At 58.5% G+C, this 16,607-nt stretch carries 21 protein-coding genes, 1 tRNA gene and 1 pseudogene; 13 read left to right on the plus strand and 10 right to left on the minus strand.

The genetic code is table 11. From position 1 onward, the window contains the following. Positions 1-75 precede the first annotated feature (75 nt). Positions 76-1,161, plus strand: coding sequence for a methionine ABC transporter ATP-binding protein (locus tag BSK43_RS10015; protein WP_077469549.1), 1,086 nt, complete (start codon positions 76-78; stop codon positions 1,159-1,161). After that, positions 1,151-1,807, plus strand: a complete 657-nt coding sequence (locus tag BSK43_RS10020) for a methionine ABC transporter permease (protein WP_068400462.1) — start codon at positions 1,151-1,153, stop codon at positions 1,805-1,807. The genes BSK43_RS10015 and BSK43_RS10020 overlap by 11 nt, the downstream gene beginning before the upstream one ends. A 21-nt stretch (positions 1,808-1,828) precedes the next feature. Here BSK43_RS10020 and BSK43_RS10025 read toward each other — a convergent pair whose 3' ends face one another. Together BSK43_RS10025 and BSK43_RS10030 are read right to left on the minus strand one after the other, a co-directional pair. Beyond that, on the minus strand, positions 1,829-2,827 hold the full coding sequence (locus BSK43_RS10025) for a prohibitin family protein (protein WP_077469548.1): 999 nt from the start codon (positions 2,825-2,827) through the stop codon (positions 1,829-1,831). 114 nt (positions 2,828-2,941) lie between these two features. Next, positions 2,942-3,637: a DNA-3-methyladenine glycosylase I gene (locus BSK43_RS10030; protein ID WP_077469547.1), complete on the minus strand. Its 696-nt coding sequence runs from the start codon at positions 3,635-3,637 to the stop codon at positions 2,942-2,944. A 255-nt stretch (positions 3,638-3,892) separates the two neighbouring features. Between BSK43_RS10030 and BSK43_RS10035 the strand changes: the two genes are divergently transcribed. From BSK43_RS10035 to BSK43_RS10055, 5 genes are all read left to right on the plus strand, one after another. Beyond that, entirely contained in the window at positions 3,893-4,153 is a 261-nt protein-coding gene (locus BSK43_RS10035; protein WP_077469546.1) for a DUF982 domain-containing protein, read from the plus strand. 268 nt (positions 4,154-4,421) lie between these two features. Next, positions 4,422-4,781, plus strand: a complete 360-nt coding sequence (locus BSK43_RS10040) for a DUF4189 domain-containing protein (protein ID WP_077469545.1) — start codon at positions 4,422-4,424, stop codon at positions 4,779-4,781. A gap of 172 nt (positions 4,782-4,953) precedes the next feature. Then, positions 4,954-5,205 carry a DUF982 domain-containing protein gene (locus tag BSK43_RS10045; RefSeq protein ID WP_169055380.1) on the plus strand — a complete coding sequence of 84 codons (252 nt, stop codon included), beginning with the start codon at positions 4,954-4,956 and terminating at the stop codon, positions 5,203-5,205. A 369-nt stretch (positions 5,206-5,574) separates the two neighbouring features. After that, a complete protein-coding gene (locus tag BSK43_RS10050; protein WP_244510141.1) occupies positions 5,575-5,796 on the plus strand; it encodes a DUF982 domain-containing protein in 222 nt (73 codons plus the stop codon). Positions 5,797-5,918: 122 nt separating this feature from the next. After that, positions 5,919-6,170, plus strand: a complete 252-nt coding sequence (locus tag BSK43_RS10055) for a DUF6074 family protein (protein WP_077469543.1) — start codon at positions 5,919-5,921, stop codon at positions 6,168-6,170. 5 nt (positions 6,171-6,175) lie between these two features. On the opposite strand, the gene BSK43_RS35610 is transcribed toward BSK43_RS10055, so the two are convergent. After that, positions 6,176-6,346, minus strand: a complete 171-nt coding sequence (locus BSK43_RS35610; protein WP_246662526.1) for a hypothetical protein — start codon at positions 6,344-6,346, stop codon at positions 6,176-6,178. Positions 6,347-6,380: 34 nt separating this feature from the next. Between BSK43_RS35610 and BSK43_RS35615 the strand changes: the two genes are divergently transcribed. From BSK43_RS35615 to BSK43_RS10085, 6 genes and pseudogenes are all read left to right on the plus strand, one after another. Further along, the gene (locus tag BSK43_RS35615; RefSeq protein WP_246662527.1) at positions 6,381-6,788 is read left to right on the plus strand and encodes a hypothetical protein; all 408 of its coding nucleotides are present in this window, start codon (positions 6,381-6,383) and stop codon (positions 6,786-6,788) included. A gap of 84 nt (positions 6,789-6,872) precedes the next feature. Continuing rightward, positions 6,873-7,127 (plus strand): PilZ domain-containing protein, encoded by a 255-nt coding sequence (locus BSK43_RS10065; RefSeq protein WP_068400434.1) that lies wholly within the window; start codon positions 6,873-6,875, stop codon positions 7,125-7,127. Between the two features lie 195 nt (positions 7,128-7,322). Continuing rightward, complete coding sequence (locus BSK43_RS10070) at positions 7,323-7,574, plus strand: DUF982 domain-containing protein (protein WP_068400430.1); 252 nt, start codon at positions 7,323-7,325, stop codon at positions 7,572-7,574. 69 nt (positions 7,575-7,643) lie between these two features. Further along, positions 7,644-7,958, plus strand: a pseudogene (locus BSK43_RS10075) (hypothetical protein); the annotation flags it as partial. A 133-nt stretch (positions 7,959-8,091) separates the two neighbouring features. Next, a complete protein-coding gene (locus BSK43_RS10080; RefSeq protein ID WP_077469540.1) occupies positions 8,092-9,144 on the plus strand; it encodes an acyltransferase family protein in 1,053 nt (350 codons plus the stop codon). 177 nt (positions 9,145-9,321) lie between these two features. Continuing rightward, positions 9,322-9,657 carry a hypothetical protein gene (locus BSK43_RS10085; RefSeq protein ID WP_077469539.1) on the plus strand — a complete coding sequence of 112 codons (336 nt, stop codon included), beginning with the start codon at positions 9,322-9,324 and terminating at the stop codon, positions 9,655-9,657. Between the two features lie 695 nt (positions 9,658-10,352). On the opposite strand, the gene BSK43_RS10090 is transcribed toward BSK43_RS10085, so the two are convergent. The 7 genes from BSK43_RS10090 to serA form a co-directional block, all read right to left on the minus strand. Then, positions 10,353-10,429 (minus strand) — tRNA-Met (locus BSK43_RS10090). Between the two features lie 165 nt (positions 10,430-10,594). Continuing rightward, positions 10,595-11,794 (minus strand): tRNA 2-thiouridine(34) synthase MnmA, encoded by a 1,200-nt coding sequence (gene mnmA, locus BSK43_RS10095; protein WP_077469699.1) that lies wholly within the window; start codon positions 11,792-11,794, stop codon positions 10,595-10,597. A gap of 275 nt (positions 11,795-12,069) precedes the next feature. Beyond that, positions 12,070-12,720 carry a CDP-alcohol phosphatidyltransferase family protein gene (locus tag BSK43_RS10100; protein ID WP_077469537.1) on the minus strand — a complete coding sequence of 217 codons (651 nt, stop codon included), beginning with the start codon at positions 12,718-12,720 and terminating at the stop codon, positions 12,070-12,072. After that, positions 12,710-13,126 (minus strand): hypothetical protein, encoded by a 417-nt coding sequence (locus BSK43_RS10105; RefSeq protein WP_077469536.1) that lies wholly within the window; start codon positions 13,124-13,126, stop codon positions 12,710-12,712. Before BSK43_RS10105 ends, BSK43_RS10100 begins: the two co-directional genes overlap by 11 nt. Beyond that, positions 13,123-14,073 carry a phosphatidate cytidylyltransferase gene (locus BSK43_RS10110; RefSeq protein WP_077469535.1) on the minus strand — a complete coding sequence of 317 codons (951 nt, stop codon included), beginning with the start codon at positions 14,071-14,073 and terminating at the stop codon, positions 13,123-13,125. The genes BSK43_RS10105 and BSK43_RS10110 overlap by 4 nt, the downstream gene beginning before the upstream one ends. 2 nt (positions 14,074-14,075) lie before the next feature. Continuing rightward, positions 14,076-14,723: a lysophospholipid acyltransferase family protein gene (locus BSK43_RS10115; protein WP_077469534.1), complete on the minus strand. Its 648-nt coding sequence runs from the start codon at positions 14,721-14,723 to the stop codon at positions 14,076-14,078. A gap of 207 nt (positions 14,724-14,930) precedes the next feature. After that, positions 14,931-16,526 carry a phosphoglycerate dehydrogenase gene (gene serA / locus BSK43_RS10120; RefSeq protein WP_068400412.1) on the minus strand — a complete coding sequence of 532 codons (1,596 nt, stop codon included), beginning with the start codon at positions 16,524-16,526 and terminating at the stop codon, positions 14,931-14,933. Positions 16,527-16,607 lie beyond the last annotated feature (81 nt).

Here is a 16,607-nt window from a genome sequence, read left to right on the forward strand (position 1 = left end):
ATGTCACGAAAGTGACAGAGGGGGGTATAATGGCTTCTGCACCCAGAAAGTCCGCCTTTTAAGAAGAGACGCATTATGAATTCTTTCACCCCAGCCACCGCCATAGACGGACAGGCGCCACCTGAACGTTCGACCGGCGACGAGATCGTCCGCCTGGTGGACGTGCGCCGCCGGTTTGGCACGACGCCGGCGCTGGATGGCATCTCGCTGAGCGCGCGCCGCGGCGAAATCGTCGGCATCATCGGCCGCAGCGGCGCCGGCAAATCGACGCTGATCCGTTGCCTGAACGGGCTGGAGCGCGCCGATAGCGGTGAAATCCATATCGAAGGCCGTGACATCGCCCGCTTGTCGGAGAAGGAACTGCAGCCGCTGCGCCGCCGCATCGGCATGGTCTTCCAGCATTTCAATCTGCTATCCTCCAGAACCGTCGAGGAAAATATCGCCCTGCCGCTGAAGATCGAGGGCGTCGGCAAGACGGAACGATTGCAGCGGGCCCGCGAGCTGCTCGAACTCGTCGGCCTCGCCGACAAGGCCAAGGCCTATCCTTCCGCCCTGTCCGGCGGCCAGAAGCAGCGCGTCGGCATTGCCCGCGCCCTTGCAGCCCGGCCCGCAATTCTCCTGTCGGATGAGGCAACCTCGGCGCTCGACCCTGAAACTACACGGTCGATCCTTTCACTGCTGAAGGACATCAACCGCAAGCTCGGCCTGACGATCCTGCTCATTACCCACGAGATGGAGGTAATCCGCTCGATTGCCGACCGTGTTGCCGTCATCGATGCCGGCCGGATCGTCGAAGAAGGCTCGGTATGGACCGTTTTCGCCAATCCTCGGCAGGACATCACCGCCAGCCTGCTGAGCAGCGCCCGTCCGCAGCTTCCCGAACATATCGCCGCTCGCATGTCCCCGACATCCGGTACCGAAGCCATTCTCAGTGTCGAGCTTGCCGGCCCTGAGGCGCAAGGCGCGCTCTTTGCCGAGCTTTCGGCCGCTCTTCCCCGCTCTTTCCGCCTGGTCCATGGCGGCATCGACCATATCCAGAACCAGCCGGTCGCCCGCTTTTTCATCGCGGTACCGACGCGCGACGCGAGTTTGCCGACCCAGGTCAGTGATTTTTTGAAAGCCCGCTCCGCCCGGGTGGAGGTTCTAGGCTATGACAACTGACGTAATCCTCGGCCTGCTTTGGCGCTCCTTCTGGCAGACCATCTGGATGACCGGTGCATCCGGCTTCCTCTCCCTGATTATCGGTCTGCCGCTCGGCCTTGCCCTCGTCGCAACGGGTCGCGGCGGCATTGCCGAACAAGGGGCGATCAACCGCGTCCTCGGCATCCTGGTCGACGGATTCCGCGCCGTGCCCTTCATCATCCTGCTCATTGCCCTGATCCCGCTGACACGCTGGATCGTCGGCACGGCGCTCGGCACGACAGCCGCCATCGTGCCGCTGACCATCGCCGCGATCCCCTATTACGCACGCGTCGCCGAGGTCTCGCTGCGCGATGTCGATCGTGGCCTGATCGATGCGGTACGTGCGATGGGCGGCAATCGCTGGACCATCATTCGCGAGGTGCTGATACCGGAAGCCATGCCCGGCATCGTTGCCGGTTTCACCGTAACCATGGTGACGCTGATCGGCGCTTCCGCCATGGCAGGCACGATCGGTGGCGGCGGCCTCGGCGACCTTGCCATCCGCTATGGCTACCAACGCTACGAGACGAACGTCATGATCGCCGTCGTCATTATCCTGATCGTTCTGGTCTGGGGCATGCAATGGCTGGGCGATCGCCTGGCACGCCGGCTCGATCACCGCTAGGACCTTAGCCTACCCTCTCCGCTATTCATGCTCCGCCGCCGGTGCGGCGGAGTTCTGGCGCGGGTCGAGATTGAGCATCGGCACCGTGCCATTCGGAAGCATGGTGGTAGGCAGCTGCCCATTCCATTTTTCCGCCTGGGTCAGAAGGATCAGGTTGGGGTTGTCGCGCAGCGCGTCGCCACGAGCCTTGATCGCCTTGGCTTCGGCATCGCCGCGAAGCTGGATCGCCTCGGCATCGGCTTCCGCCTGCAGCCGCACGGAATCGGCCTGTGCCTGCGCATCAGCGCGGCGGGCATCTGCCGCTGCCTGTGCCTGCGTCACGGTGATCTGCGCCTGCACCTTCTCGCGCTCGGCATTCTGTCGCAGCTTCTGCACTTCGACTTCGGCCAGCATGCGCTGCTCTATGCTGTTCTCATAGGCATCGGAGAAGTCGATATTCTCGACCTGGACGCTGTCGATCTGCACCGGCCCCTGGATACCAGCCTCTATCGCCGCCTGAACGTCGGTGTTGAACTGCGCCCGATTCTGGATGACGGAGGCGGCGGTAAACTTGCCGAATACCGTCTTCACATCCTGCGGCGCACGCCGGGCGATCAGTCGCGATTCCAGATTGCCGATCGAACCAAATTCCGAATAGACATGCTCGACCGCATCCGCCGGCACATGCCAGGAGATGGTCACGCGCATGTCGGCAGGCTGCTGGTCCTGCGAATAGGCCTGCATCTGCGGATGCTCGTTATTCTCGCAGTTCCCGCCGCTTTGGCAGGTCCAGTAGGTCACCTGCTGCGTCACCGGGATTTTGACGACGGTCTCGATCCAGGGAAGCTTGAAATGCAGGCCCGGTTCGGCCGTGCCGACCATGGCGCCGGTGCGCAGGATGACGCCGCGTTCGCCCTGATCGATCGTGTACCATGAACTCAAGACGAGCATCACAACGGCGATAATGGCAATGATGCCGATAAACGCCGTTGCACGGCCCCTGCTCGCCATGGACGCTATGTCGATTTCCCGGTTAGCCATCGGTATCCTCACCATTCCTCAATGCCCGAGACATAGATGAGTCGAACCGAAAATGCACTCACGGCTGCCGAGCCTCTATAAGGCGCGCGATCCGGCCGAGGCGCAGCTGGTCAATCAGACGTCATCCTCTTCTCCCGGCATCCCGACGGAAAAGGCGCAGATGCGCGAGAGATAGGTGAGCGGCAGCCCGGTCTCGGCATGCCAGGCATTGAACTGATCCTGGATCAGCCGCAGATCTTTCTTGCCAGGCTTGCCCTCCGAGATCGGCACGCCGGAAAGCCGCAGGCAGACGAGGACGTCATGGCTCATGACGAAACTGTCGCGGCCGATAGCCCGCAGGAGATATTGCCCGCTCATGCCGCCGAGCCGGTCAGCCCTCTTATCAAGCACGGCGAGCAGGCCGATATGGTCGGTATTCGGCCAGTCGGCAAAAAAACGACCGGCGCTGCCATGCTCATCGGCGATCTGGCGGATGAACTGTGCATTTTTTTGTACCGACATGATCTTGGCGCCGTTGCGCACAACACGCGCGTCGGAAGTCAGATCATGCCAATAGTCATCAGGCGCGAAATTGAGAAAGGCGAGATCGAAACCGGAGAAAGCCGCTTCGAAGCCGGGCCATTTGGCATCGATGATGTTGCGCACGAAGCCTGCATAAAAGACATAGCGCGTCATCTCCGACAAGATGCGGTCATCCGGCAGGGCGCGCAAGGCATCGTGGTTCGGCGTTTTGGGCATCAACGCCTTCAGCGCGTCCGGCCCACCCTTACGCTTCTCGGCCCGTTCCTCAATCTCCGTAAAGCTTCCCATGGCTCTCCCTCTGCGACGCGGCCTATCAAATATTTTATGATCCCATGCCTTTAGGCAAGTGACCCGCACGCAAAGAGAGCCGCCGAAAACACAGCATTCGGATTTGTAACTATAGAGTTGATTGAACTAGCGGTTGAATTAGCCTGAGTGCAATTGAAACGAGTCCAGACTGCACCAGATACCTTCATGAAATTAACTTGAGATTTCGCGCAACGTAGCATTAATTCCAGCGTCGTCGGATCGGAGCCTCGTACCATGAGCAATAAAGACTGGAACTACCCCATCATGGTCATCTGCAAGCGTACCGGGAAGGTTTACACGGTCGCCAATGCGAAGGAAGCGCTGGATATGCTGCTGAATGCCTGGCCCGTGGCGGAAGGCAAGGCCTTCCTGATGGCATTGCAGATCTGCGCCGACGTCGACAGCGGCCACGGATACGCGCTGGAAGCCAGAAACAGTTTTGTCGCGGCGGCGATGGAGGCCAGTGTGCCGATCGAGACGCCCGTCGTTCAATAAAGTACCTCGATGATCGTTGCACTGCTTGTCGTGATTGTCCTCGCAATAGTATTGCGGGGCGTTCTGCGTGTCATTTTCACAGGACTGGCGGTTCTGCTCCTGCTTGCTCTCCTGATCATTGCACTATAGCGCGCCGCTTTGCTGGCTTCCAAGCGGTCACGAAGTCTCCATATCCACCCAAAAATGGAGCCGTGAGCCGCCTTGTCCTTGTGATCGCGCGATATATACCAGTTGGGCCCGGGTTATCTGGGTTTTCGGGGATTTAGTCATGAAGAAGAACATTCGCGCGGCCCTCGCCGCAGCATTGATTTCGTGTGCCTTCGCATCATCCGCACTGGCCTTCGGCGCAATCGCCGTCGACGACCAGCAGGGCCTTTCCGCAAGCGAAGCCGGCTACGGCGTGGGTTGGGGCTCCAGCCGGTCAGAGGCCGAGCACAATGCGATCAAGGAATGCCGCTCAGCGGGCAACGACTCCTGCAAGACGGCCGTCTGGTTCGAGACATGCGGCGCCTATGTCGGCGACCGCGTCAACTACGGCATCGGCTACGGCACCAGCAAGCGCGAAGCCGAGCGCATGGCGCTGGACAACTGCCCGCACTGCAAGATCGTCGTCTCCGACTGCCAGTAAACACACGGTCTGGCGCCCCCTGGTGCCATTGGAATATCCCGCCGCGAGCCGATTTCGGGATTGCGGCGGAATTCGATCCGCAGAGTGCTCCAACCGATTTTCCGAAAAATTTCGAAACCTTTTCCGGTCGCGGGAGTTTCGATAGTGATGTCGGAGCACAATAGAAATGAACATGACTGCTGAAACCAGCGATGCTCGCTGGCTTGGACCTGTATATCTACGCATCGGCTATGGCATGCCGGAAACGATAAGAAGCCCCATGGAAGCGCTGAACCATCTTCTCTTCCGTTGGCCGACAATACGGGGCGAAAAATACCATTCCGCAACCGATCTTTGCGGCGCCGCCAGCAAAAATCCGCTTCTGTACGAGCAGGCGAGACATGTGTTCGTTGAAGCCTGCGCCGAAGCTGGTGTGCTGGATTAGGTCTGATATTTCTTTCCAGTCGCAGAATGAAGTTGTGCTTCCGGCTTGCCGGAGCATATCGGACGTCGTTTGCTTGGGGCGTCCCATGCTTCTGCCAAACAGAGCAAGCTGCCCCGTCCGGGTTCGCGCACGGAAAAATTCGTCAGGCGAGCCATAGGCGTCAATAGCCACCACGAACCCCGGAGCCTGCCTGCCCGCCATCGGGTGTTCGCGGGAGGCTGTCGATCGTAGCGCCGCCATCGGCGGGCAAAACCGTAACGCCGGGCAGGATCGCGCGCCATAAGGAACGCTTCTTGCAGGCTTACCGAAGCATTTACGTTTCGGAGGTAATGCGTTTTGAAACGAAACACTTTACGGCCATTTCCAGCTGTGACGCTTGTACTTGGAGAGGATGGCGGCTACCGCCGCGTCAATTCGGTACATCAGGTCGCTGAACTTCTGCTGGAGCATTGGCCGCTCGAAAACGGCGAGGAATATGTTGCCGCGGTCCGCGTTTGCCTTGAGGCGATGCTGGGTGCTGCCCCGCCAGAGGCTGCAAGGGAAGCCCTGATCAGGGCTGCACGGGAGGCGGGCATATCCGTCATGCAGTGAAATCGTCACTTCCCGCCGCAAGCGATTGGAATTCAACAAGAAGCCATTCATCTTTTGTGAACCACTGCAAGCGATTGTTCCAACAAAGGCAGGCGATTCGCCACGCCATTGACGGAGAGATTATGTCGCTTTTAGCATTCCCGGCCGACAGGCGTACCAGCGATATCAGGCGGTGTGCCAACGCCCTGCTGCAGCTTCACGGCGAGGAAGCCAATCGTTTCTGGCGCTCGGAAATGGCAGGTTTTGCCGCCACCTTGACAGAGCAGGGAATGGACGAAGACGAAATCTCGCGGCAAGCCGCCCTCTTCATGCATGCTATCCAGATGGAATTGCAGCTCGCCTTTGCTGAGGAAGAGCTGAATGCCTCAGCCTAGAGTTGTCATTTCGGCAACCTGCAGGATGCAACGGGCTTGTCGCCGCCGGTCGGCGACTTGATCTGCACGGTCCATTCTGCGTTGAGGAAATGAAATCCCTTCGAAGAAACGACGCCGACGATCTGTGTGCAGGCTTTCCTGGCATCGGCAGTCGGTAGATCGATCGTCGCGGTCACCGTGTATTTCCGGCTGGAAACCTGACACGGCGCCGTGAACAAGCCAGTATTGTCTATCATCTTACAGACCCGGTACGCATTTGTTACCGGATCATCAGCAGCCATTACAGAATTGGCGACCACCAAAACAGTAGCCGCCGCTAAAAATAATCTCATTGAAAACCCCGTTCCCCTGCGGCGGCACGGTGCCAGAGCATGTTTCGTCTTGCAAGGCATGTTGCGCGGATTTGCGTTGACTGTCTGGAAATACAACGCAAGTAGAGGCAACTTGTTCGCCCCGGTCGAGGCACGCACGATTTGCAAGGGATATCCGGCTAAGGGCCAGCCGACAATTTGGCAAATTGGCACTGAAGAACTTCGCGATCCGAAGCCACAGCCATCACCCGCAACAGCATCCAATAGCGACATTTCGCAGCTTTGCCGCGAGCGCTCGGACAGGTGAAAAACGCCAGCCTGGAAGTACCATATTAACTTTTGCGATATTAGAACATAACAGATTAGTAAAACTATATCCGGAACCAAAGCGATGACCGAATCCTCGCCAGAAAGCCGAACAGCCGCGCGAAAGCGGACACTTCTTGGAGCCAAGATCATCTTCAACGATGGACGCTCGGTCTTCGACTGCATCGTCAGAAATCTCTCTGATACGGGTGCGATGATCCAGATTGAAAACCCGCTCTCAGCCCCAAGCAGCTTCAATCTCCAGCTCGCTGACAACAGGCTCATGGCCTGCGAAGTCCGCTGGCGAAAGATCAACAGCCTCGGCGTTCAATTCATGTAAGGGCCGCCGCTACAGCGGCGGGCTATGATCGAGCAGCCATGCACTACGACGACAGACTTTGTTTCCGCTTGTCCTGTTGTCCCGCCCCCACGAAACGCCCGGCGCGCCTCCCCTTCCGAACGAAACCACCTCGCCACGCGAGATGAATCGGCCTATGAGACAGGCGACAGGCATCCACGAATTCGAGGGTTTTCCGTGACGCAGAGAAAATGGAGCAAGGCGGTCACCATCGCCCTTGAGAAACCGGACGAATGGGTCGTCATCGACACAACCCAGGCCGCAAGCTGGGCGCTGATCGAAGATTGGCCGCTTGAAGAGGCTCCTGCACTGGACCACGCCTTATCCGTCTGCGCCGACGTGATCAGTGGCAAACGAACTCCCGAACAAGCCCGGCTGGCATTTATCAAAGCGGTCAAAGAAGCCGAGATACCGATGAAGGAAGACTGAGGGTCTCTGGGCGACCATGATCTGACGATTTGTCCGCATGGAGACAGGCGATAAGCTGTTGAGACGGGCGGCATCGTCCTCAATGGCGTACCCATCATGACTGATCGCGCGAGCCAATCATTGATCACTGGCGCACATAATTATGTGCAGGTGAACCCTAATGTGACAGTGAAGTTCAAGACGGCTTCAGGCTTTGTAGAACTGACAGTGCTCCGGATGACAGCTATCGCCAATGCAGCTGGCGCTCATGTGCAAGCGAGCTTTTCTGGGGAGGTAACGGTCTGCGATGGGATTAGTAGCGGTACAATCAAGGCGTTTGCCGATATCGAAGCCTTTTCATGGCCACCGAACGGTTCTTCTGCTGCTGACGGCACATCTCGCTAAGCGACCTTCGCCATCGTTCTTTATCGAATTTCCACAAAATTAGACACAGACGGCGAAATTTTTAGGTTTGACCCTAACGGGTCATAGACTATTGCAGCGGTTGGTTGTGCGGCTGAGAGCGGGGGACTCAAATATGCAGGCAACGAAGACGTTGCATGGTGGCTTCGATCTGATACGAGTGATTGCGATTTTTCTCGTCATCGTCGTTCATGTATGTGGCGAATTTTTCACCCCAATGGCGCATGGCTGGATTGCCGTTAACATCTATGACAGCTTGGCACATATTTGCGTGCCGTTGTTCTTTATACTCAGCGGCGCGCTAATCGTGCCGCGCACAGATTCGGTAGGCAAGACTACCGAGCGTGTCTTGAAGCTCGCAATTCCGCTTTTATTTTGGTCCTATGTATATCTCGTTTGGTATCGTGAGACAGGGATCACTTGGGGTTATCTCTGGAATTTTCCGGCGCCCCGCGTTTGGGAGCCAACGGTCATACTGTCGATAATCGCATCTCCGCTGGTTTTTCACTTTTGGTTCATTTACGCCATGATTGGGCTCTACATGTTTGTGCCCGTTCTGCAGGTCTTTTTTCAACACTCAACCATCGAAAAAAGGGTCGCGTATCTGATCATTTGGTTTATCGGATCCTCGTGCATTCCGTTGCTGAACCACTGGTCTCCAGCAGATGCGGTTGGAGTGGATTTACGATATTTTGCTAGTTACGCCGGATACGCATTTTTGGGGGCTGTCCTCGCTGATTTTGTCCCGTCCAACCGCGCGGCTATTACGCTCGCTGCAATTTCATTCCTGTGCGCGATTGGAGCGGCATATCTCACATATTTGGATGCAGTCAGCTCCGGAACTCCCAACGAGTTTTTTTATAAATATCATTTGCCTTTCATGTTGGTGTCAGCTGCCGCAGCTTTCCCGGTGCTTTCCAAGCTGGGACCGACGTTGCCACAGATGTTCCGCAACATCGTTTCATCACTTTCAAGGGCAACCTTCGGCATCTACATCTTGCATGCCATCGTCCTAAGATATGCGCTTGATGTCTTTGCAGGACTTCGAACCATCTACCCAGCAATTAGCATTCCGGTGCTCTCCATCACGGTTTTTGGCACCTCGGCAATATTGGTAATTACGCTGAGGCAGATCCCAGGTGTCAGGCGCTACCTGCTTCCAGGATAAAGCCTTGAAACTATAAAGCTCAAGGGACGCTTCATCCTCTCGATCAACGACGTTCCCGAGATTCGTGCGCTCTTTGCAGGATGCCAATTTCAACCTGTGGATTTGACGTATTCAATCACCTAAGGACGCACTACAGACGCGAGAGAGTTGATTATCTCGAATGTGTAGGGGGAACTAATGAAGCTGGTCGCATTGCCTCGGAGCTACTTCGCTCTAATGGTCGGCTCCGGTTGTCTAGCATGGTTTCTGCCGATCGCGATGGCATCGGCGGCGAACGCCGTGGACGAACAGATCAACCATGCTCTGTCTGTCGAGTGGGCGATGGGTCATTGCGACCAGTCTCAGATACCCGCTATGGCGGTATCGGTCGCCGCTATGACAATTCAAGGCGCGGAGGTCGATACTGTCGAGAGGTTGCGTCAGGATTTACGGACGCGTGTTGCGGCATACTACCCAAATCCAGAAAGCGCGTGCTATGCCCTCCTCAAGGCATTCAAGTTGGACTCGCCATAAGCAACTACTTTGTCAGCCATTTTGCATTTTCGGAAACCGCACTTTCCCGTGTAGAATTTGCGAATTCTCTCAGCCGGCTGCAATCTAGAAAGGGACAATTGTGTCTGAACCCACTTCCGAAAGGAATAGGCTCGAACTCATCAAGGATCTCACTTCCAAGGCATATGTGGCTCAGGTCGACTATGGAAAGTGGGTTTTGGCCTCGCTCATTACTGTGCATGGTGGCGCGATTGCCCTTCTGCTCAACGGTGGCGACAAACTGCCAAAGGGCTTGCTGGGCGCATGCGTGCCATGGCTGGTATTTGGATTGCTTTTCGCAATCCTTACCGGAGCATTCGCCTAGATCAACTTCACGGTGGCTGGGGCGACCTACCTAAGGATCCTGGTCTCGATCTTCAACAACACCCCAATTGGATCTAGCAGAGGCAGCATTTTTGCAGCGCGCTTGACCATGTTCACAGCTATAGTCATGTGCATCGGATCAATAATTTGCTTCGTTGCAGCCGCCCTCAATGGCCGTAAAGTCCTGAGCCTCATTCCTTAGTCGAATGGCTGTCGCTAGCGGATAGTGGCGTACTACTTGAACGCGACGATGAAACACACTAGGACAAAAAATTCCGGAAGTCCGTGTCAAAATTCCGGAAAATCGCGTCCTGCTACAGCAATCGCCGACCGAAAACTACCTGGTGTTTTGATGGTAGCGGAGGAGGGATTTGAACCCCCGACACAAGGATTATGATTCCTCTGCTCTGACCTACTGAGCTACTCCGCCATATCAACGCTTGATCTCTGAATATCATGCGTAGAGGTCAAACGAACCGTCGCTCGAAAAGCGTTGGCCCGTCGGTTGAGCGGCTTATAAGGTGCGGCTCGGCTTTGTGTCAAGCGGATGATGTGGAAAAATCAGTGCTTTCTCATTGCCGAAGCCGACTGGCCGTCAAGCAGCGACCGGACTGGCAAGCAGAGCCTTCAGCGAGGCCTCGGCGACCGGCTCGCGCTCAGAGCGTTCGATGAAGCCGCCGCCATAGACGCGGGCGTCGTCGCCCGGCGCCGAATAGAGCGCGCAGGCCTGTCCGGGCGCAACGCCGGCTTCGCCGATCGTCAGGTCGACGTAGATGCCGCTGGCGTCGATGCGCAGAACGGCCGGCGACGGCGCGCGGGTGGAGCGGACCTTGGCGTAACAGGCAAAACCCTCGCCGGAAGCGGCCTCAGCCAACGGCTCGTCGCCGAGCCAGTTGACGTCTCGCAGATAGACGCGGTGCGTTTCCAGCGCTTCCTTCGGGCCGACGATGACGCGGCGCGAGCGGGCATCGAGATAGACGACATAAAGCGGCTCGCCGGTGGCGACACCGATGCCGCGGCGCTGGCCGATTGTATAATGCAGAATGCCCTCATGCTGGCCGAGCACACGGCCATCGAGATGCACGATCTCGCCGGCGAGCGCCGCATTCGGCTTCAGCTTGGCGATCACGTCGGAATACTTGCCTTGCGGCACGAAACAGATGTCCTGGCTGTCGGCCTTCTTGGCGACGACGAGGCCCATTTCCTCGGCAAGCGCGCGCGTCTCGGCCTTCGGCATGCCGCCAAGCGGAAAGCGCAGATAGTCGATCTGCTCCTGCGTGGTGGCAAAGAGGAAGTAGCTCTGGTCGCGATCGGCATCGGCCGGGCGGTAAAGCGAACGGCGGCCGGGATTGTCGGCGGATGGGTTCGGGCGCGAACGAATGTAGTGGCCGGTCGCCAGAGCATCGGCGCCGAGCTCCTTGGCGGTCAGCAGAAGGTCGGCGAACTTGACGGTCTGGTTGCAGGCGACACAGGGGATCGGCGTCTCGCCAGCGACATAGCTCTCGGCGAAAGGATTGATCACCGTCTCCCGGAAGCGCTTTTCATAATCGAGCACGTAATGCGGGATGCCGAGCGTTTCGCAGACCCGGCGCGCATCGTCGATATCCTGGCCGGCGCAACAGGAGCCGGCGCGATGCACGGCTGCGCCATGATCATAGAGCTGCAGCGTAATGCCGAGCACATCATAGCCCTGCTGCTTCAAAATTCCGGCAACGACGGAGCTGTCAACGCCGCCCGACATGGCGACGACGACGCGGGTATCTTCCGGCCTCTTGTCAAAATCCAGTGTATTCACGGTCGTTGCCGCCAGTCTTGAACGATCTTCGATGCTGCCGAGCGGAATGACTTTTCTGCGAAAAGCCGTCACGCTCTCTCTATTTGATTTCGCATGATCTTACCCAAAAACCGTTACACACTTTTTGGGATCATGCTTCTCACCGCTGGATGCCATGCAAAAGCGGCGAATTTTCATCATGCGGGGCGTATCGGCCGCTCTTTGCGGCCCGCCTCAATTGTGGAGGGATATAGAAAGGATTGCCATCCGGCGCAAGGGGCAGGCCGATATGCGAATCACCCCCTGGCTTTCAAATGCCCGATCAGATTGCGCCCACGACGCAGCACGGTGACGGCCGACCCGACCGCGACGATCCACAGCGCAATGGTCAAGACCCACATGCCGCCGGTCCACAAGGCCTCGACAATGGAGAGGAGCGCCGCCGCGGTGATGACCGCCATGCGATGCTGCTTGGCCATCGGCCCACCGAAATCGCTGGGATTGCCTGTCGCGCGCCCGAGCTCGCGGACATAGGCCGTCAGCACGGCAAAGGCGGCAGCAGCCCAGCCGAGCCCGGGAGACGCGATGCCGTAGCCGATGCCGGCGAAAATCAGGATATCGGCGATGCGGTCCGGAAATTCGTTCCAGAAGGGCCCATCAGCTTCCCCCTTGCCGCCTTCGACGGCCACCATTCCATCCAGCAGATTGCAGAGCAGGCGCAGCTGGCAGAACAAGGCCCCGAGGATGAGCAACAGCACGCGCGTTCCCGTGCCGCCGGCACCGGAAAGCCAGAAGCTGGCGCCGGCCAGCGCTGCCATCGCCATGCTCGCCTGCGATATCTGGTTCGGTGTGATCGAAAGCGCGGTCATGCGCCGCGCCAGGGCCTGCGCCCATCGCGTATTGCGGCTGGCCAGCGGCCGCCTGTCTCCTATCCCCTCACCCGCCATGGCTCTCACCCGTCATGCTTCGGCGCCTCCCGCCGGAAATCGAATAATTGTAGATCGCCGCATAGCTCGACGACACCAGCAGCGGCACGGCAATGGTCTTCAGGATCTCCGGTGTGCCGCTCAAGGCATGGATGGTCACCAGGATCGCAGCAGAGCCCAGGCACGCAATCAGCGGCGGCGCCCAGAGGACCGTGAAGCCATTGAACCGCCGCGATAGCGCCTCCACGGCAGACTTCAAAAACAGTGTCAGGCAGCCCGACAGCACGCCCTGCACGAGACCGGCAATCAAAGGACGCGGCATCGGATGCGCGCGATTGGCGAAGACGGCCCAGCCGCCCATGGCGAGGAACGCGAAAAGCACATGCACGATGCTGCTGCCGGCAAGCGCTTTCAGCCGGCCGGTCATGACACGGACCACCAATAGCGGACGAGATGGAAGAAGATCGGCGCCGAGAAGACGACCGAATCCAGCCGGTCGATCAGCCCGCCATGACCTTCGATCAGGTGACCCCAATCCTTGACGCCGCGATCTCGCTTGATCGCCGACATCACCAGCCCGCCGAAGAAGCCCATGATCGTAATGACAAAGGCAAGCAGCCCGGCCTGCAGTGGTGTGAACGGCGTGACCCACCAGAGGGCAGCGCCGATCAGCGATGCGCTGACGACACCGCCGACAAAGCCTTCGACAGTCTTTGATGGCGACAGCCGCGGCGCGATCTTCGTCTTCCCGAAAAGCTTGCCCCAGACATATTGGAGCACGTCGCTGAGCTGCACGACGATCACCAGGAAGGCGATCAGCAGTACGTTGCGGCCCTCATAGCCCGGAATATGCAGGGTGAGCAGCGCCGGCACGTGCGAGGCGCAGAAGACGCAGATCATCAGCGCCCATTGCACCTCGGCGATACGCACGAGAAACCGCTCGGTATCGCCGCGCAGCACCGCGATGATCGGCATGAACAGGAAGGCGTAGACAGGAATGAAAATCGAATAGATGCCGTATTGCTCGGCCCAGAGCAGATAATATTGCACCGGCACAGCGACGAAGAAGGCGGCTGCAAGCGCCCAATGATCGGCCCGTTTTGTGTTGATCAGCGTCACGAATTCGCGCAGCGCCGCAAAGGAGCAGAAGGCAAACAGCAATATGACGCCGGCACGGCCCGCCACAAAGGCGATGCCGATCAGCACCACCATCACCCACCAGGCCTTGATGCGCGCATTCAGGTTTTCAATCGCCGCATTCGATCCATCCGGCGACAGGCGCTGTTCGAGCACATGGCCGACAATGGAGGCGACGATCAGCACGCCGAAAATGCCGAGAACGAGATGGATCAGATCGGCGCTGGCAGCACTCATGCTCAATCCCCCGCCCGCTTCGGCGCAAGCGCCAGCAGGGCCGCTTCGGCCCTCGCCAGGAAATCCGCCTTCTCTTCGGCCTCGCCGATGTGCAGGGCCTCGCCGAAGGTAACTGTGCAGATCAACGGAATGGGCACGAACTCGCCCTTCGGCATGACGCGATTGAGATTGTCGATCCAGACGGGAACGAGATCGATATCCGGGCGAGCCTGGGCGAGATGAAAGAGCCCGCTCTTGAACGGCTGCAGCGGCACCTCGGTCAGATTGCGGGTGCCCTCTGGAAACAGGATCAGGGACGAACCGTCATCCAACGCCTGCGTCATCTGCGTAACCGGATCTTCCTTGCGCGCTTCCCGGTCCCGCTCGATCAGCACTGCATTGAAGACATCGCGGCCGATGAAGCTGTTGAGAGAGGATTTCAGCCAGTAATCGGCGCCAGCAACCGGCCGAACGCGCTGGCGCAGCCTCGGCGGCAACACCGCCCAGATCAGGATGAAATCGCCATGGCTGGAATGATTGGCGAAATAGATGCAGCCGCGGGTATTCATGCCGCTCTCGGGCCAGATTGCCCTCACCGCCGTAATGGCCCGCGCGAAAAGCACGATCGCAATCGAGACGGGCTTTGCCAGCCACTCGATCGGCGTGCCCATTCCTTCCCCGAGAATGTTCTTCCGCAATGCCTCCATGACAAAGAGATAGGCCCGTTTGGCAAAGCTCGATAGTGCGCCGGCACGACTTATCCACAACCCCTGCAACAATGGAAGAAACCCGGCGCAACTTGCGTCGCACCGGGTTTCGGATTTGGCTCTTGGGAGGAGCAAATGGATGTCTCCACCTCCTGCCGGAGGAGAAGAAGCTTAGTCGACGTTAAAGACCAGCGGCTTGGCCTGGCGGATCGCGTGATGTGCCGTCAGCTTGGCAAGCACCTCATCGCTGATCGGACCATCGACATAGAGCAGCGCGATGGCATCGCCGCCCTGCTTGTCACGACCGAGCTGGAAGTTTGCGATGTTGACGCCGGCAGAACCGAGCGTCGTGCCGATGAAGCCGATCATGCCGGGTACGTCGGTATTGGCGAGATAGACCATGTGATTGCCGACATCGGCATCGAGGTTGATACCCTTGATCTGGATGAAGCGCGGCTTGCCGTCCGAGAAGACGGTACCGGCGACGGAGCGCGTCATGCTGTCGGTGGTAACGGTCAGCTTGATGTAGCCGTCATAGACGCCGGTCTTGTCGCGCTTCACTTCGGCAAGGACGACGCCCTTTTCCTTGATCATGATCGGTGCCGAAACCATGTTGACGTCGGCGACCTGATTGCGGATCAGCCCAGCAAGCAGCGCGCTCGTCAGGGCCTTGGTGTTCATGTTCGCGGTTACGCCGTCGTAGAGGATTTCGATTTCCTTGATCGGATCATCTGTGACCTGGCCGACAAAGGCGCCGAGAACATCGGCAAGCCTGATGAACGGCTTCAGGATCGGCGCTTCCTCGGCAGTGATCGAGGGCATGTTGATGGCGTTGGAGACGGCACCCTTGACGAGGTAATCGGCCATCTGCTCGGCCACCTGCAGGGCAACGTTCTCCTGCGCTTCCGTGGTGGAGGCACCGAGATGCGGCGTGCAGACGACATTCGGCAGGCCGAACAGCGGGCTTTCCTTGGCGGGCTCGACTTCAAAGACGTCGAAGGCAGCACCGGCGACATGGCCGGACTTGATCGCCGCGGCAAGAGCTGCCTCATCGACGAGACCGCCACGGGCGCAGTTGATGATGCGAACGCCCTGCTTCATCTTGGCGATCGCGCTGGCGTCGATGATATTGCGGGTCTTGTCCGTCAGCGGCACGTGCAGGGTAATGAAGTCGGCGCCGGCGAAAAGTTCGTCGAGCTCGACCTTGGTCACGCCCATTTCCTCGGCGCGCTCCTTTGACAGGAACGGGTCGTAGGCAAGCACATGCATCTTCAGGCCGAGGGCGCGGGCAATGACGATGGAGCCGATATTGCCGGCACCGATGATGCCGAGCGTCTTGCCGGTGATTTCGACACCCATGAACTTCGACTTTTCCCACTTGCCGGCCTGGGTCGAGGCGTCGGCAGCCGGAAGCTGGCGAGCAACGGCGAACATCAGTGCGATGGCGTGCTCGGCTGTCGTGATCGAATTGCCGAACGGCGTGTTCATGACGATGATACCACGGCGCGAAGCCGCCGGAATATCGACATTGTCGACGCCGATGCCGGCGCGGCCGACAACCTTGAGGTTCTTCGCCGCCTCGATGATCTTCTCCGTCACCTTGGTGGCGGAACGGATGGCGAGACCATCGTAATTGCCGATGATTTCGAACAGCTTGTCCTTATCCTTGCCAAGCTGCGGCTGGAAATCGACTTCGACGCCGCGATCGCGGAAAATCTGCACGGCGGTTTCCGACAGTTCGTCGGATACGAGAACGCGAGGTGCCATGGTAGGCCTCCTGAAAAAGGTCGGGTAACGATGAATTCGGAATGCTGGGCTCCGCCTATCATCGGGGCGGAGCCGTAAACG

Origin of the sequence: Rhizobium sp. P44RR-XXIV, assembly GCF_001999485.2 — a bacterium.
Lineage (GTDB): Bacteria > Pseudomonadota > Alphaproteobacteria > Rhizobiales > Rhizobiaceae > Rhizobium.

Coding starts and splice junctions, on each gene's coding strand:
- BSK43_RS10045 (WP_169055380.1), top strand. CDS start 4,954: ATGACTGCTGAAACCAGCGATGCTCGCTGGCTTGGACCTGTATATCTA.
- BSK43_RS10030 (WP_077469547.1), bottom strand. CDS start 3,637: ATGGGAAGCTTTACGGAGATTGAGGAACGGGCCGAGAAGCGTAAGGGT.
- BSK43_RS10110 (WP_077469535.1), bottom strand. CDS start 14,073: ATGAGTGCTGCCAGCGCCGATCTGATCCATCTCGTTCTCGGCATTTTC.
- BSK43_RS10105 (WP_077469536.1), bottom strand. CDS start 13,126: ATGACCGGCCGGCTGAAAGCGCTTGCCGGCAGCAGCATCGTGCATGTG.
- BSK43_RS10080 (WP_077469540.1), top strand. CDS start 8,092: ATGCAGGCAACGAAGACGTTGCATGGTGGCTTCGATCTGATACGAGTG.
- BSK43_RS10085 (WP_077469539.1), top strand. CDS start 9,322: ATGAAGCTGGTCGCATTGCCTCGGAGCTACTTCGCTCTAATGGTCGGC.
- BSK43_RS10035 (WP_077469546.1), top strand. CDS start 3,893: ATGAGCAATAAAGACTGGAACTACCCCATCATGGTCATCTGCAAGCGT.
- serA (WP_068400412.1), bottom strand. CDS start 16,526: ATGGCACCTCGCGTTCTCGTATCCGACGAACTGTCGGAAACCGCCGTG.
- BSK43_RS10015 (WP_077469549.1), top strand. CDS start 76: ATGAATTCTTTCACCCCAGCCACCGCCATAGACGGACAGGCGCCACCT.
- BSK43_RS10040 (WP_077469545.1), top strand. CDS start 4,422: ATGAAGAAGAACATTCGCGCGGCCCTCGCCGCAGCATTGATTTCGTGT.
- BSK43_RS10115 (WP_077469534.1), bottom strand. CDS start 14,723: ATGGGCACGCCGATCGAGTGGCTGGCAAAGCCCGTCTCGATTGCGATC.
- BSK43_RS10020 (WP_068400462.1), top strand. CDS start 1,151: ATGACAACTGACGTAATCCTCGGCCTGCTTTGGCGCTCCTTCTGGCAG.
- BSK43_RS10055 (WP_077469543.1), top strand. CDS start 5,919: ATGTCGCTTTTAGCATTCCCGGCCGACAGGCGTACCAGCGATATCAGG.
- BSK43_RS10100 (WP_077469537.1), bottom strand. CDS start 12,720: ATGGCGGGTGAGGGGATAGGAGACAGGCGGCCGCTGGCCAGCCGCAAT.
- BSK43_RS10065 (WP_068400434.1), top strand. CDS start 6,873: ATGACCGAATCCTCGCCAGAAAGCCGAACAGCCGCGCGAAAGCGGACA.
- BSK43_RS10025 (WP_077469548.1), bottom strand. CDS start 2,827: ATGGCTAACCGGGAAATCGACATAGCGTCCATGGCGAGCAGGGGCCGT.